Origin of the sequence: Pseudomonas sp. R3-56, from assembly GCF_051132075.1 — a bacterium.
In the GTDB taxonomy this organism is placed as follows: Bacteria; Pseudomonadota; Gammaproteobacteria; order Pseudomonadales; family Pseudomonadaceae; genus Aquipseudomonas.
The window spans coordinates 1,155,548-1,170,818 of sequence record NZ_CP071657.1 but is presented as its reverse complement, the minus strand read 5'-3'; the positions used below and the strand labels follow the sequence as shown (position 1 = coordinate 1,170,818).

Sequence of the window (15,271 nt, the reverse complement as noted above, 5' to 3'; positions counted from 1 at the left end):
GCTCTGGTGGCGACTTCTCAGTGCGCCGCCCATTCGATTTTCGAAATGTCGACGCCGTCTTTGTACATGTCCCACAGCGGCGAAAGAGCACGCAGCTTGGTAACGGCCTCGCAGACTTTCTGCGCGGCGTAATCGATTTCTTCTTCGGTGGTGAAGCGGCCGAAGGTGAAGCGGATCGAGCTGTGAGCCAGTTCGTCGTTGCGGCCCAGGGCACGCAGCACGTAGGAAGGCTCCAGCGACGCCGAGGTGCACGCCGAACCGGACGACACGGCCAGATCCTTGAGCGCCATGATCAGCGACTCGCCTTCAACGTAGTTGAAGCTCAGGTTCAGGTTGTGTGGAACGCGGGCGGTCATGCTGCCGTTGACGTAGAGCTCTTCAAGGTGCTCGACCTGCTTGAAGAAACGGTCGCTCAAGGCTTTGATGCGGACGTTCTCGGCGGCCATGTCTTCCTTGGCCACGCGGAAGGCTTCGCCCATGCCAACGATCTGGTGGGTCGCCAGGGTACCGGAACGCATGCCACGCTCGTGACCGCCGCCGTGCATGGTCGCTTCGAGGCGAACACGCGGCTTGCGGCTGACGTACAGGGCGCCAATGCCTTTAGGGCCATAAGTCTTGTGGGCCGAGAACGACATCAGGTCGACTTTCAGCTTGGACAGGTCGATGTCGACCTTGCCGGTGGACTGCGCGCCATCGACGTGGAACAGGACGCCCTTGGAACGGGTCAGTTCGCCGATCGCCGCGATGTCGTTGACGGTGCCGATTTCGTTGTTCACGTGCATGATCGAAACCAGGATGGTGTCGTCGCGCAGTACGGCTTCGACCATGGCCGGGGTGATGATGCCGTCTTCACCGGGCTCGATGTAGGTGACTTCGAAGCCTTCACGCTCCAGTTGGCGCATGGTGTCCAGGACAGCCTTGTGCTCGATCTTGGAGGTGATCAGGTGCTTGCCCTTGGTGTGGTAGAAATGCGCGACACCCTTGATTGCCAGGTTGTCGGACTCGGTGGCACCGGAGGTCCAGACGATCTCGCGCGGGTCGGCATTGACCAGGTCGGCGACCTGGCGACGGGCGTTTTCGACCGACTCTTCGGCTTTCCAGCCGAACACGTGGGAACGCGAGGCCGGGTTGCCGAAGTTTCCGTCGACCAGCAGGCATTCACTCATCTTTTGCGCGACACGCGGATCAACCGGGGTGGTCGCAGAGTAATCAAGGTAAATCGGCAATTTCATGGACTCTCTCCTAAATCAGGCTGGCTGGCGTTCCGCGTGCTCTGCGGCAGTCATTCGACGGCGGACGCTTCAATCTTGTCCAGGTGCGGCGCCTTGCCATTGCAACGGCGCTGGTCCTGACGCTGGGCTACTTCTTGCACCTCACGGCGAGTCACAAGGTCGGCCAAGCTGATACCACTCAGAAATTCGTGAATCTGCAGGCTCAAGTCGCACCACAGATGATGGGTCAGGCAAGTATCGCCGCCGTGGCAGTCGCCCAGCCCTTGGCATTTGGTCGCATCGACCGATTCGTTCACGGCATCGATCACCTGGGCGACCTGGATGCCTTGCATCTCGCGCGACAGCTGGTAGCCGCCACCGGGGCCACGAACGCTGGAGACCAGGTTGCTGCGGCGCAGCTTGGCGAACAGCTGTTCGAGGTAGGACAGGGAAATGCCCTGGCGTTCGGAGATATCGGCCAGGGACACCGGCCCGTGCTGCGCATGCAATGCCAGATCGAGCATTGCGGTCACGGCGTATCGGCCTTTTGTAGTCAGTCGCATGGACAATTACCACGAAGTTCGGAATGGGGGCGAGTATGCAATTCCCGAGTATTTAAGTCAAGTATAAGACCTAGTGCTTTACTCGGGTTTACCCGCAAAAGAGCGCGCGCATGATAGCAAACGTAGGCGGCTAACGACCAGCTGTACCGCGTTATCGTTCTTCGCGAGCAGGCTCGCTCCCACAGGGGATTGGCGGTCCAGCGCAGATCCAGTGCGGGAGCGAGCCTGCTCGCGAAGAGGCCTGCCGGGTTTCAGCTAGCCTGGCTTTGGTCCTTGTCCTTCACGCACGCAAAGTCTTCCTCGCGCAGTTCCGGCAGATCCTTGGCACAATAATCACTCCCCAGTTCCTTCAGGGCGCCGCACATCCCCTCCAGGCGCCCGTCCACCGCTTGCAGGTGATCGAGCAGCTGGTTGATGGCGCGCGCCACCGGGTCGGGCATGTCTTCGCCGACACCATAGGCATCGAAGCCGATCTTCTCGGCCATGGCCTTGCGCCGGGCGTCCTGCTCTTCGTCCGACTTGACGATGATCCGCCCCGGAATACCCACCACGGTCGCGCCGGGCGGCACGGCCTTGGTGACCACGGCGTTGGAGCCGACTTTCGCCCCCGCGCCCACGGTGAACGGGCCGAGCACCTTGGCGCCAGCACCGACGACAACGCCGTTTTCCAGGGTCGGGTGGCGCTTGCCTTTGTTCCAGCTGGTGCCGCCGAGGGTCACGCCCTGATAGAGCGTCACGTCGTCGCCGATCTCGGCGGTCTCGCCGATGACGATGCCCATGCCGTGGTCGATGAAAAACCGCCGGCCGACCTTGGCGCCCGGATGGATCTCGATGCCGGTCAACCAGCGGCCGAAGTTCGAGACCAGCCGCGCCAGCCATTTCCAACCCATGTTCCACAAGGCGCCGGACAGGCGATGGATCCAGATGGCGTGCATGCCGGGATAGCAGGTCAGCACTTCAAAGGCATTGCGCGCCGCCGGGTCACGATGGAAGACGCTCTGGATATCTTCACGCAAACGTTCGAACATTTTATTCCTTCCGCTTAATCAGCTCGCCACGGGCCGCTTTCTGGGTTTCCGTGAGGATGCCGCGCAATATATTCATTTCCGCCCGGCTCACCGAGCTTCGTCCGTACAACCGACGCAGGCGCGCCATCAAGTGCCGAGGCTTGTCCGGGTCGAGGAATTCGATGTCCACCAGGGTCTGTTCCAGGTGTTCATAGAATCGCTCCAGCTCGTCCATGGTCGCCAGTGTCTCACTGCGCGGCGACGTCGCCTCGAATTTTTCCACCTTGCTGGGCTGGCCTTCGGCTTGCAGCCAGGCCATGCGCACTTCATAGCTCAACACCTGCACCGCCGCCCCGAGGTTCAGCGAGCTGAAGCCGGGGTCGGAGGGGATATGCACGTGAAAATGACATCGCTGCAGCTCTTCATTGGTGAGGCCGGAATCTTCACGGCCGAACACCAAGGCGATTTCCGCGCCCTGCCCCGCTTCCTCGACCACCTTGGTGCCGCATTCGCGAGGATCGAGCAGCGGCCAGGGGATACGGCGGTCGCGGGCGCTGGTGCCGAGCACCAGGTTGCAACCCACCAAGGCGTCTTCCAGGGTGGCGACAACCTGGGCATTGGCGAGAATGTCACCGGCGCCGGATGCCCGCGCGTCGGCTTCGTGATGGGGAAACGAGCGCGGCTCAACCAGCACCAGCCGCGACAGGCCCATGTTCTTCATGGCCCGCGCAGCTCCGCCGATGTTACCCGGATGGCTGGTATTGACCAGGACGACACGAATGTTCTGCAACAAGGGAGGCGCTCTCGAACATATAAAAGGGAGCAAATCTTACCTAAGCACCTACCGTTAAGCTATGAAAGCGAACACCAACCTTCTCCTGAGAAAACTTTCTGATAGAATGCGCGGCTTTCTTTAACAACCTTAGGTGACACATCCATGCAGCCCATGCTGAATATCGCGCTGCGCGCCGCCCGCAGCGCCAGTGAACTGATCTTCCGCTCCATCGAGCGCCTGGATACCATCAAGGTCGATGAAAAAGACGCCAAGGACTACGTGTCCGAGGTTGATCGCGCCGCCGAACAGAAAATCGTCGACGCCCTGCGCAAGGCTTACCCGAACCACTCCATCCTCGGTGAAGAGACCGGCATGCACGCCGGTACCGGCATCGAAGGCGAAGAGTACCTGTGGATTATCGATCCGCTGGACGGCACCACCAACTTCCTGCGTGGCATTCCTCACTTCGCTGTCAGCATCGCCTGCAAGTACCGTGGCCGCCTGGAACACGCCGTCGTGCTGGACCCGGTTCGCCAGGAAGAATTCACCGCCAGCCGTGGCCGTGGCGCCCAACTGAACGGCCGTCGCCTGCGCGTCAGCGGCCGCACCAGCCTGGACGGCGCCCTGCTGGGCACCGGTTTCCCGTTCCGTGATGACCAGATGGACAACCTCGACAACTACCTGGGCATGTTCCGCGCCCTGGTCGGCCAGACCGCCGGCATCCGCCGCGCCGGCGCCGCGAGCCTGGACCTGGCTTATGTAGCTGCCGGTCGTTTCGATGCGTTCTGGGAATCGGGCCTGTCCGAGTGGGACATGGCGGCAGGCGCCCTGTTGATCCAGGAAGCGGGCGGTTTGGTGAGTGACTTCACCGGCGGCCACGATTTCCTTGAAAAAGGCCACATCGTTGCCGGCAACACCAAATGCTTCAAGGCTGTGCTGACGGCGATCCAGCCGCACCTGCCGGCCTCGCTGAAGCGCTAAGCCGCTCGGCTCAAGAGAAGCACCCTTCGGGGTGCTTTTTTTTGCCTGTCACGTTACTCGGATACAGGTAATCCGTGGCGAGGGAGCTTGCTCCCGCTGGGCTGCGCAGCAGACCCAAGATCTTGCGGTCGCTGCGCAACCGAGCGGGAGCAAGCTCCCTCGCCACGATGGGTTACACCTCGAACATGGAGCCAAGCTGAACCACCGCTATCGCGAGCAAGCTCGCTCCCACAAGGAGATTTGGGGTAGGCATAAGATTTGTGCCCACCACAGATCCAATGTGGGAGCGAGCTTGCTCGCGAAGAGGCCGGCACATTCAATATCGATGCAAGCTGAGCCACCGATTTCGCGAGCAGGCTCGCTCCCACCGGGGATTGGTGGTGGAGCGTGGAAATGCGAGCGTAAAAAAAGCACCCCGAAGGGTGCTTTTTTCATAGCGATTGGATTACTGGGCCGGTTCGTTCTGGCCCAGGATCAGTTGGCCTTCCTTGCTGACCGGAATCTGGTTGCCCGGGTCGCGGTCCATACGGACTTTGCCTTCCTTGCCGTCGAGCATGTAGCGAACGTCGTAGCCTACAACCTTGTCGCTGATGTCATTGACGGTGTTGCAGCGAGTCTGGGTAGTGGTGTACGTGTCGCGTTCCTGCATGCCTTCCTGAATCTTGTTACCGGCATAACCGCCGCCGGCCGCACCCGCCACGGTGGCAATCTTCTTGCCGTTGCCGCCGCCGATCTGGTTGCCCAACAGGCCACCGGCCACGGCGCCGAGCACGGTGCCGGCGATCTGATGTTGATCCTGAACCGGCTTCTGCCGGGTCACTGTCACGTCCTTGCACACTTCACGCGGGGTCTTGATTTGGGTCTTGACCGGTTCCACGGCCAGTACTTGCGCATACTCAGGGCCACTTTTTACCAAGCTGTAGGTGGCGACCGCACCACCGGCTGTTACACCGACAGCACCCAATACCGCACCAACCAGCATCGATTTGTTCACTTGAACCTCCAGGCCATTACAAGCGGATTAATCCGCGCTTCTCCCAGCCTTGGAGCACAAAAAAAGGCGCGAGTTCAACTCGCGCCTTTTGAGCAGTGACGGACGGAGAACCGAGCCTTACGGGCGGTCGTCCACCTCGGTCTCGGTGGCCGCCGGAGGAATCAGATCCTCGGAGCTGAGGTTCAGCCAGATCAGCACCACGTTGGCGATATAGATCGACGAGTAGGTACCCGCCATCACACCGATGAACAGCGCGATGGAGAAGCCGAACAGGTTGTCGCCGCCAAACACCAGCAGCGCGACAATCGCCAGCAAGGTGGAGATCGACGTCGCCATGGTCCGCAGCAGGGTCTGGGTGGTCGAGATGTTGATGTTCTCGATCAACGAGGCCTTGCGCAGCACACGGAAGTTTTCGCGCACCCGGTCGAACACCACGATGGTGTCGTTGAGCGAGTAACCGATGATCGCCAGCACCGCCGCCAGCACCGTCAGGTCGAAGGTGATCTGGAAGAACGACAGGATGCCCACGGTCACGATCACGTCGTGGATCAGCGAGACAATCGCGCCGACCGCGAACTTCCACTGGAAGCGGAAAGCCAGGTAGAGCATCACGCCGCCCAGCGCCAACAGCATGCCGAGGCCGCCCTGGTCGCGCAGCTCCTCACCCACCTGCGGGCCGACGAACTCGACGCGCTTGACCTGGGCCGGGTTATCGCCACCGGCCTTCTGCAAGGCTTCGGCGACCTGGTGGCCCAGTTGCGGGTCTTCACCCGGCATACGCACCAGCAAATCGGTGGTGGCGCCAAAGCTCTGCACCACGGCATCGCTGTAGCCCGAGCTCGCCAGTTGCTCACGCACCTTGGTGACGTCGGCCGGACGCTCGTAGGTCAGCTCGATGAGCGTACCGCCGGTGAAGTCCAGGCCGTAGTTCAGGCCCTTGGTGGCCCAGCTGAACAACGCCAGTGCCGTGAGGAACAATGTGACGCCGAACGCAATGTTGCGAACGCCCATGAAGTTGATTGTACGTAACATGGCAGCCCCTTAAATCCACAACTTCTTGAAGTCACGACCGCCAAAGATCAGGTTGACCATTGCGCGGGTCACCATGATGGCTGTGAACATCGAGGTAAAGATCCCGAGGGACATGGTCACTGCGAAGCCCTTGACCGGGCCGGTGCCCATGGCAAAGAGAATCCCGCCGACCAGCAACGTGGTCAGGTTGGAGTCGAGAATCGCGGTGAATGCCCGGCCGAAGCCTTCGTTGATTGCCCGTTGGATCGACATGCCCGCGGCAATCTCTTCACGTATCCGCGAGAAGATCAGCACGTTGGCGTCCACCGCCATACCCATCGTCAAGACGATACCGGCGATACCCGGCAGGGTCAGCGTGGCGCCCAGCAACGACATCAGGGCCAGCAACAGCACCATGTTCACCGCCAGAGCAACCGTGGCGATCAGGCCGAAGAAGCGGTAGATCGCGATGATGAACAGCGACACGAACAGCATGCCCCACAGGGAGGCATCGACGCCCTTGGTGATGTTGTCGGCACCCAGGCTCGGGCCGATGGTGCGTTCTTCAGCGAAGTACATCGGCGCGGCCAGGCCACCGGCACGCAGCAGCAGGGCCAGCTCCGAGGATTCGCCCTGGCCGTTCAGGCCGGTGATGCGGAACTGGCTGCCCAGTGGCGACTGGATGGTCGCCAGGCTGATGATCTTCTTCTCTTCCTTGAAGGTCTGGACCGGTACGTCTTTCTCGACGCCGTTGACCATCTGTTTGGTGTAGGTGGTGGTCGGTTTCTGCTCGATGAAGATCACCGCCATGCTGCGCCCGACGTTGCTGCGCGTGGCGCGGCTCATCAGTTCGCCGCCGTGGCCGTCGAGACGGATGTTCACCTGTGGACGACCTTGCTCGTCGAAGCCCGCCTGGGCGTCGGTCACCTGGTCACCGGTGATGATCAGGCCGCGCTCGATCTGCGCCGCCGGACGACCGCCTTCGCGGAACTCGAAGCTCTCGGAAGTCGCCTTGGAAGCACCCGGCTCAGCGGCCAGGCGGAATTCCAGGTTGGCGGTCTTGCCGAGGATACGCTTGGCTTCGGCAGTGTCCTGCACACCCGGGAGCTCAACCACGATGCGGTTGGCGCCCTGGCGCTGGACGATCGGCTCGGCCACACCCAGCTCGTTGACGCGGTTACGCACCGTGGTCAAGTTCTGCTTGATGGAGTATTCGCGGATTTCCGCCAGCTTGGCCGGGGTCATCGCCAGACGCAGCACCGCCTGACCATTGAGGTCGGCCGGCACAATGTCGAAATCGTTGAAATTCTTGCGGATCAGGGCACGGGCCTGTTCGCGGGCATCTTCATCGCTAAAGCCCAGCTGAATGGCACCTTCGAACTGCGGCAGGCTGCGATAACGCACGCGCTCTTTACGCAGCAGGCTCTTGACGTCGCCTTCGTAGACTTTCAGTCGCGCGTCGAGGGCTTTTTCCATGTCCACTTCCAGCAGGAAGTGCACACCGCCGGACAAGTCCAGGCCCAGCTTCATCGGGTGGGCGCCAAGATTGCGCAGCCATTGCGGGGTGGTCTGGGCCAGGTTCAGGGCCACAACGTAATCGTCGCCCAACGCCTTGCGTACCACATCCTTGGCCGGCAACTGGTCTTCAGACTTGACCAGGCGCAACAGGCCGCCCTTGCCGTTTTCGGCGATGGACGCAGCCTTGACCTCGATATTGGACGCCTTGAGCGCAGCGCTCGCGCGGTCCAGATCGGCCTGGGTGACCTGCAACGCCGTGCTGGCGCCGCTGACCTGAATGGCCGGGTCATCCGGGTAGAGATTGGGAGCGGAATAAATCACACCGACCGCCAGCACCGCCAGGATCAGTAGGTATTTCCACAGAGGGTATTTGTTCAGCATCACGCCGCCCGCTTATGACGCGGGGCGCCTTGCGCGCCCCGTCGATTGAAGAGAAGTTGTTACTTAGATCGCTTTCAGCGTGCCTTTTGGCAGCGTGGCCGCGATGGCGCCCTTCTGAAACTTCATTTCAACAGTGTCGGACACTTCCAGAACCACGAAGTCATCCGCCACTTTGGTGATCTTGCCGGCGATGCCGCCGGTGGTGACCACTTCATCACCTTTCTGCAAGCTGCTGAGCAGGTTCTTCTGCTCTTTGGCGCGCTTGGCCTGTGGACGCCAGATCATCAAGTAGAAGATGACCAGGAAGCCGACCAGGAAAATCCACTCGAAACCGCCACCCATAGGGCTGGCAGCAGCAGGTGCAGCCGCGTCAGCCATGGCATTAGAGATAAAAAAGCTCATTTAGCACTCCAGTTGCAAATATTGAATCTAGGGATCGGAAAACTTAGTCCAAAGGCGGAACAGGCAACCCGCGCTTGGCATAGAAGGCCTCGACAAAGGCGGCCAATGTACCCTGTTGGATAGCCTCGCGCAAACCAGCCATAAGCACCTGATAATGGCGCAAATTATGGATGGTATTGAGCATGCTGCCGAGCATTTCGCCGCACTTGTCCAAATGATGCAGATAAGCGCGGGAGAAGTTCTGGCAGGTATAGCAATCGCACGTCGGATCGAGCGGCGAATCATCATGGCGATGGAACGCGTTACGGATCTTCAGCACACCAGTGTCGATGAACAGATGCCCATTGCGGGCATTACGGGTTGGCATCACGCAATCGAACATGTCCACCCCGCGGCGCACACCCTCAACCAGATCTTCCGGTTTGCCAACGCCCATAAGGTAACGAGGTTTGTCAGCGGGCATCTGGCCCGGCAGGTAATCGAGCACCTTGATCATTTCGTGCTTCGGTTCGCCCACCGACAGGCCGCCAATCGCCAGGCCGTCGAAGCCGATCTTGTCGAGGCCTTCCAACGAGCGCATGCGCAAATCCTGGTGCATGCCACCCTGCACGATGCCGAACAGCGCCGCAGTGTTTTCGCCGTGGGCATTCTTCGAGCGCTGGGCCCAGCGCAACGACAGCTCCATCGACACCCGCGCCACGTCTTCATCGGCCGGGTACGGCGTGCATTCGTCGAAGATCATCACGATGTCCGAGCCCAGGTCGCGCTGCACCTGCATCGACTCTTCCGGGCCCATGAACACCTTGGAGCCGTCGACCGGCGAGGCGAAGGTCACGCCCTCCTCCTTGATCTTGCGCATGGCGCCGAGGCTGAACACCTGGAAGCCGCCGGAGTCGGTCAGAATCGGGCCTTTCCACTGCATGAAATCGTGCAGGTCGCCGTGGGCCTTGATCACTTCCATGCCCGGACGCAGCCACAGGTGGAAGGTGTTGCCGAGGATGATCTCCGCACCCGTGGCAACGATGTCACGCGGCAGCATGCCCTTGACCGTGCCGTAGGTGCCCACCGGCATGAACGCGGGGGTTTCCACCGTACCGCGGGGGAAGGTCAGACGACCGCGACGAGCCTTGCCATCGGTAGCAAGCAACTCGAAGGACATGCGACAGGTGCGACTCATACGGTTTCCTCGGGCCCGCGTGGCGCGGGGTTACGGGTGATGAACATCGCATCACCGTAGCTGAAAAAGCGGTACCCATGCTCGACGGCGGCCTGGTAGGCGGCCATGGTCTCGGGATAACCGGCGAACGCCGAAACCAGCATCAACAGCGTGGATTCGGGCAAATGAAAGTTGGTCATCAAGGCATCGACCACATGAAACGGCCGGCCCGGGTAGATAAAGATGTCGGTGTCGCCGCTGAACGGCTTGAGCACGCCATCGCGCGCGGCGCTTTCCAGGGAACGCACGCTGGTGGTCCCCACCGCCACCACCCGCCCACCGCGGGCGCGACACGCCGCCACGGCATCGACCACTTCCTGGCTGACTTCCAGCCATTCGTTGTGCATGTGGTGATCTTCGATGCGCTCCACGCGTACCGGCTGGAACGTGCCGGCGCCGACGTGCAGCGTCACGAACGCCGTCTCCACGCCCTTGGCGGCAATCGCCTCCAGCAACGGCTGATCAAAATGCAGCCCCGCCGTCGGCGCCGCCACCGCCCCCAGGCGCTCGGCGTATACGGTCTGATAACGCTCGCGGTCCGAACCTTCGTCCGGGCGGTCTATATAAGGAGGCAACGGCATGTGCCCGACGCGGTCGAGCAGCGGCAACACCTCTTCGGCAAACTCCAGCTCGAACAACGCATCATGCCGCGCCACCATCCGCGCCTCACCGCCGCCGTCGATCAAGATCGACGAGCCCGGCTTGGGCGACTTGCTCGACCGCACATGGGCCAGCACCCGATGCCCGTCCAGCACCCGCTCCACCAGAATCTCCAGCTTGCCGCCGGAGGCCTTCTGGCCAAACAACCGCGCCGGAATGACTCGGGTATTGTTGAACACCATCAAATCGCCCGGGCGCAAATGCTCAAGCAAATCAGTGAATTGACGGTGAGCCATGGCACCGCTGACCCCGTCCAGGGTCAACAGTCGACTGGCGCGACGCTCGGCCAGAGGGTGGCGAGCGATCAGCGAATCCGGGAGTTCGAAGGTAAAGTCAGCAACACGCATGATGGGGTTCGTCTAGCAGGGCCGGAAAGTCTAGCGGAATTATCAAAAATTCACCATGAAACGTGATTGACCAACGGTAGGCACCTCTCTATACTTCGCCGCCATTGAGCCCTGATGGCGGAATTGGTAGACGCGGCGGATTCAAAATCCGTTTTCGAAAGGAGTGGGAGTTCGAGTCTCCCTCGGGGCACCATCTTAAAGAAAGACCTTGAAATTCAAGGTCTTTTTTTTCGCCTGCAGGAAAGTGGCTTTGCCGCGAGCAACGCAAATCCCACCCCAGGGCGCCCGCGGTTGTGGCGAGGGGATTCATCCCCGCTGGGCTGCAAAGCAGCCCCAAATACCCAACCCCTAATGTGAAAGGATCTGTGGCAAGGAAGAACTGGTGGTAGGAAAAAACCCGTGGCGAGGGAGCTTGCTCCCGCTTGAGCGCAAAGCGCTCACAAAAGAGTCACTGCCCACACCGATACTGTGAGTTGCCACCGCCAAGGCATAAACCACCACCCCACCCTCCTCACCCAGTCACCAAGGATTTCACCCCATGGAATTGCTGCTGGAAACGGTCGCTCTTTACTCCCTCAAGCTGGCTTATGAGACGGAGGATCACAGTCCGATTTTGCGGGATGATCCGTTGATGGGGGGTTGTGATCGGGAGGTTTTTGGGTTGTTGGTGCGGCGGGGGGATTTGGTTGGGATTCAGGGGGAGATTGGGCGGTGTTTGGGTTTGGCGTTGAGGGCGGTTGGTGGGGTGGGTTCGGTGTTGGGGCGGGAGCTGAATCGTCTGGCAGAAAATCTCCAAACCGTGCCAACGGTGGCACAATTGGATACGTCGCTTGTCGCGCTTAGAGACTATTTGAAGAATATTCAGTGAGCGGTCAGTTTCCCATCTCCCAGCCTTGGCATGAATGTCATATGAGCAAACTTCAAGAGTTGATTGAAAAAGCCAGATCAGGCTTATCGGCTCAAGAGAACATCTCCGATGCAGGCTGGCAAGCAATTGCCACGCAATGTGGCGCCGCTGAGCTAGCAGAGATTCAAGAACGTATCCTCAAGTTACGTGCGGAACTGGAGATAGTTGAGGAGTGGGACGGGGACACTCAGGACGACCTATATCTCGCAATTTCGACCCTTACTCGACTAATGGGATCGGTAGCAGTCGCTCTTTCTGAAAGCAAACCTTAAAAGCACTCTAGCGAAGAGGGCACTATTAAGCAGAACGCTATAGCTGATAACCGTCATGGCCTGAGATGGCCCGCCCATAGCTAGCAGAGATTGATCTGAATGGTGGGTTGAGTTCCGACAAATTCGGGCCAGCGCGGCGCACCACATCTGAGAGACTTCTATATTAGCTCCCCACCTTAGGCCTACAGCGTAGCGTAAGCGTTCGGGCAATACACGCTGCTCACCAGTTTTATATTTGATCAAGGTGATGTGCTCGCCGAATTTAAACTTGCTATGCCCCGGAACAATCATACCGTTTGACAAACCTACGCTCGTCGACCGCGTAACCTTGCTGCTGATAAAAAGTGTGAGCCGGTATTCGGTGGTCACTGCTAGTCACCTCAGCCCGGACGCAAAGTTGCTCTGTAAAAAACGCGTCAGCAGCGGAAACTAGCATTGCCCCTACTCCTTGTCCTCGGAAGTCATCATCAATGACAAGGGAGGTAATGCGTCCGAGCCTACCCGGCTGATGAAACAGTTCAAGTACGTGCAAGCTTATGACGCCGACAATATTTTTACCGTCTTGTGCCAGCAGCACGGTATCGCGAGCGCTAAGTTCTAAAGCCTCAAGCTTATCTCGGATTAGCTTTGGCGAGGCTTGGTAGCCTAACTGGCCTAGGAGTTTGGACACCGACTCTGCATCGGTTAGTAAGGCTTTTCGAACTTTCATATTGTTCTCAACTGGGTATTGCACAGGCTTGCCCACCATTTGTATTCGACATGATCTGTCGTTTGCATCGGACTTGACCAGCACACTTGGTGACTGAGACCGGCAGAAAGCGACCCAAAGCCGTCATTCGACCTGAGGGCATAGGTTAGATGATTTGAACCAGAGGACTGCGGAGTCGATATGAACATGCTTCTGCTTTTGAGGCAGGAAGGGCGTATCAAGCGTGCCCAACGCTATCGAGACCCAGTCGGCAAACTTACCTTCAGATCGTGACCAGAACAGAGTCGAACCGCAGTCCATGCAGAACTCGCGTAATACCGTCTCTGACGAAGCATAGGTTTTGATGCTGGTGGAACCGCGAAGTATTCGAAGCGCGCTACGCGGAATGCTGCCGTACGAAGCGAATGCTGCTCCGTGACCTTTGCGACACTGGTTGCAATGACAATGACTCACTGCTTTTGGTGAGACGAGTAGCTCGTAACTGACGGCAGCGCATAAGCAGCTTCCTTGGTATACCTGTGTCATAGGCTGTTCCGTGCAGGTGAATAACGCCAGCGTAACCGCCCCAGTCCAATCAGTCGACCGACCGCTACTGGCCGATTTGGTTGAAGATACGAACAGATGGGCAAGTGCAACGCAAATGCTTGGTCAAGAGGAGTGCATTATCCCACCTGTATTGACACACCTTTTGGCGCCACTACGTCGGTCGCCAGTGATCGGGTAACAATCGACCAATCTCACTCGCCCGCTGTGTCGGCAGCGGTGTCAGCACATCTTTCAGATAGGCGTACGGATCATGCCCGTTCATGCGTGCCAACTGGATCAGACTCATGATCGCCGCCGCCCGTTTGCCACTGGAAGCGACCCGGCAAACAGCCAGTTGGAGCGCCCAAGTGCCCATGGTCGGATTTGGTTCTCGACTTGATTATTGTCGATGGTCACGGCCCCGTCTTCCAAGTAGCGCGTCAACGCTACCCAGCGTTTAAGGCTGTACCAGAGCTTTGGCCGTTGCTGATCCATTGGGCACGAGATCGCGTTGGGTCAGCATCCAGTTATGCTGCGTTTTGATGATCGGGGCTGCCTTTTCCTGGCGTATTCGCCAACGATCCTCATCGCTCATGTCTCGAGTTTGGCGTTCGACTTCGTACAAGCCGCCAATCGAGTACAGCGCTTGTTCAGCCAGCTGGCTTTTGTTCGCCACGTGCAGATCGAAAAACTTGCGACGGGCGTGAGCCACGCAGCTAATTTCGGTGATGCCTTTCTCGAAACCGGCCTTGTAGCCAGCGAGATCGTCGCATACCAGCTTGCCGTTCCACTGCCCAAGAAAGTTGCGCGCATGCTCCCCTGCACGGCTGGGACTGAAGTCATAAAGCACAGCCTTGAGTGCCGAAAACGGCGTGGTCCCTTCAACCTAATGCACCGCGTCGCTTTCTGTCAGGATAGATGCACAGCACATCGTCCCTGGCTGCCGAGACTGAACATGCCACCCAGCCCAGCATCAAACCTTGCATTTCGTACAGGCTCAATCACAACCGCTTTCCCGTCTGATCTTACGTTCAGAGCTGAGGGCCTACGCCCAATATTAGGGAACACCAGCCAAGCCACACATCCAGGCATTGAAGTCAGAGTAGGTGACGAGGATTTAGTCATTCCCTATCGAATCCATCACGAGGGCAATGAGCGGGGATGTTCACAGCTGAATGGGCTTCAAAGCGTCATGTACTCCTGCATCCTGACTAGGCATCACGATGGTCATGTCCGACAACGTCAGCTACGGCAAATTCTCTCTGTGCCTGAGCCTTGGGTTGTCCCGTTCGTGGTGCAGCTAACCGGCGAGTACGTAATCGAAATACTCGATACCTGCGACGCTCACCTGCAAGCGCTCGATCCGGACCTGTACGGAGCATTCATCAGGGGCAACCCAGAGTACTTCAAAGCCCTACAGGATCGGATGATCAGTTACTGGGATTGCTACTACCGACACCTGTATAGGCACAGGCAAGACTATGTGGGGTTTCGGTTATTCGAGCACTTTCGTAAACTCGCAAAGGGATAGAAGGTTAGCCAGCGCACGTCAGCGTGTATCCCTACCTGTATCCCTAAACGTAAAAAACGTCTACAAGGCACGGCTTATATGGCATGCTCGAGTCTCCCTCGGGCACCATCTTAAAGAAAGCCCGCGACTTTCATAACGGTAACTAGTGCGGTAACGGCCTGCAGGGCAGGCAGCGGCCGCCGCCGAACTATGTCCACGTACCGGTGCTGTACATCTAGCCATGGCGTAACTCTCCTATTGCCTTTACTCACAATCCGATTC

At 59.1% G+C, this 15,271-nt stretch carries 15 protein-coding genes, 1 tRNA gene and 1 pseudogene; 4 read left to right on the top strand and 13 right to left on the bottom strand.

Going from position 1 to position 15,271, the window contains the following annotated elements:
* Positions 1–17: 17 nt before the first annotated feature.
* The 4 genes from J3P96_RS05455 to trmJ all read right to left on the bottom strand — a co-directional run bounded on the left by J3P96_RS05455 (position 18) and on the right by trmJ (position 3,574).
* On the bottom strand, positions 18–1,232 hold the full coding sequence (locus tag J3P96_RS05455; protein ID WP_434571968.1) for an IscS subfamily cysteine desulfurase: 1,215 nt from the start codon (positions 1,230–1,232) through the stop codon (positions 18–20).
* A 50-nt stretch (positions 1,233–1,282) separates the two neighbouring features.
* Positions 1,283–1,774 carry a Fe-S cluster assembly transcriptional regulator IscR gene (gene iscR / locus J3P96_RS05450; protein ID WP_030139599.1) on the bottom strand — a complete coding sequence of 164 codons (492 nt, stop codon included), beginning with the start codon at positions 1,772–1,774 and terminating at the stop codon, positions 1,283–1,285.
* 251 nt (positions 1,775–2,025) lie between these two features.
* On the bottom strand, positions 2,026–2,802 hold the full coding sequence (gene cysE, locus J3P96_RS05445) for a serine O-acetyltransferase (protein ID WP_434655882.1): 777 nt from the start codon (positions 2,800–2,802) through the stop codon (positions 2,026–2,028).
* 1 nt (position 2,803) lies between these two features.
* The gene (gene trmJ / locus J3P96_RS05440) at positions 2,804–3,574 is read right to left on the bottom strand and encodes a tRNA (cytosine(32)/uridine(32)-2'-O)-methyltransferase TrmJ (protein WP_434628536.1); all 771 of its coding nucleotides are present in this window, start codon (positions 3,572–3,574) and stop codon (positions 2,804–2,806) included.
* Between the two features lie 144 nt (positions 3,575–3,718).
* On the opposite strand from trmJ, the gene suhB reads away from it, so the two are divergent.
* Positions 3,719–4,537, top strand: coding sequence for a type III secretion system regulator SuhB (gene suhB, locus J3P96_RS05435; RefSeq protein WP_003185165.1), 819 nt, complete (start codon positions 3,719–3,721; stop codon positions 4,535–4,537).
* 445 nt (positions 4,538–4,982) lie between these two features.
* On the opposite strand, the gene J3P96_RS05430 is transcribed toward suhB, so the two are convergent.
* The 6 genes from J3P96_RS05430 to queA all read right to left on the bottom strand — a co-directional run bounded on the left by J3P96_RS05430 (position 4,983) and on the right by queA (position 11,066).
* Positions 4,983–5,531: a glycine zipper 2TM domain-containing protein gene (locus J3P96_RS05430; RefSeq protein WP_018607449.1), complete on the bottom strand. Its 549-nt coding sequence runs from the start codon at positions 5,529–5,531 to the stop codon at positions 4,983–4,985.
* Between the two features lie 117 nt (positions 5,532–5,648).
* Complete coding sequence (gene secF / locus J3P96_RS05425; protein ID WP_434571964.1) at positions 5,649–6,563, bottom strand: protein translocase subunit SecF; 915 nt, start codon at positions 6,561–6,563, stop codon at positions 5,649–5,651.
* Between the two features lie 9 nt (positions 6,564–6,572).
* A complete protein-coding gene (gene secD, locus J3P96_RS05420) occupies positions 6,573–8,441 on the bottom strand; it encodes a protein translocase subunit SecD (RefSeq protein WP_434655879.1) in 1,869 nt (622 codons plus the stop codon).
* 63 nt (positions 8,442–8,504) lie between these two features.
* Positions 8,505–8,843, bottom strand: a complete 339-nt coding sequence (gene yajC, locus J3P96_RS05415; RefSeq protein WP_016773317.1) for a preprotein translocase subunit YajC — start codon at positions 8,841–8,843, stop codon at positions 8,505–8,507.
* Between the two features lie 43 nt (positions 8,844–8,886).
* Complete coding sequence (gene tgt, locus J3P96_RS05410) at positions 8,887–10,002, bottom strand: tRNA guanosine(34) transglycosylase Tgt (RefSeq protein ID WP_305501181.1); 1,116 nt, start codon at positions 10,000–10,002, stop codon at positions 8,887–8,889.
* Between the two features lie 14 nt (positions 10,003–10,016).
* The gene (gene queA / locus J3P96_RS05405; protein WP_434655877.1) at positions 10,017–11,066 is read right to left on the bottom strand and encodes a tRNA preQ1(34) S-adenosylmethionine ribosyltransferase-isomerase QueA; all 1,050 of its coding nucleotides are present in this window, start codon (positions 11,064–11,066) and stop codon (positions 10,017–10,019) included.
* A gap of 108 nt (positions 11,067–11,174) precedes the next feature.
* Between queA and J3P96_RS05400 the strand changes: the two genes are divergently transcribed.
* The 3 genes from J3P96_RS05400 (at position 11,175) to J3P96_RS05390 (ending at position 12,245) form a co-directional block, all read left to right on the top strand.
* Positions 11,175–11,259 (top strand) — tRNA-Leu (locus J3P96_RS05400).
* Between the two features lie 345 nt (positions 11,260–11,604).
* Positions 11,605–11,934 (top strand): hypothetical protein, encoded by a 330-nt coding sequence (locus J3P96_RS05395; protein ID WP_434655874.1) that lies wholly within the window; start codon positions 11,605–11,607, stop codon positions 11,932–11,934.
* Positions 11,935–11,975: 41 nt separating this feature from the next.
* Entirely contained in the window at positions 11,976–12,245 is a 270-nt protein-coding gene (locus J3P96_RS05390; protein WP_434628521.1) for a hypothetical protein, read from the top strand.
* 271 nt (positions 12,246–12,516) lie between these two features.
* On the opposite strand, the gene J3P96_RS05385 is transcribed toward J3P96_RS05390, so the two are convergent.
* From J3P96_RS05385 to tnpC, 3 genes and pseudogenes are all read right to left on the bottom strand, one after another.
* Positions 12,517–12,954, bottom strand: coding sequence for a GNAT family N-acetyltransferase (locus J3P96_RS05385; protein WP_434655872.1), 438 nt, complete (start codon positions 12,952–12,954; stop codon positions 12,517–12,519).
* A 123-nt stretch (positions 12,955–13,077) separates the two neighbouring features.
* A complete protein-coding gene (locus J3P96_RS05380; protein WP_434628515.1) occupies positions 13,078–13,479 on the bottom strand; it encodes a GFA family protein in 402 nt (133 codons plus the stop codon).
* Positions 13,480–13,651: 172 nt separating this feature from the next.
* A pseudogene (gene tnpC, locus J3P96_RS05375) lies at positions 13,652–14,356 on the bottom strand (IS66 family transposase); the annotation flags it as partial.
* Positions 14,357–15,271 lie beyond the last annotated feature (915 nt).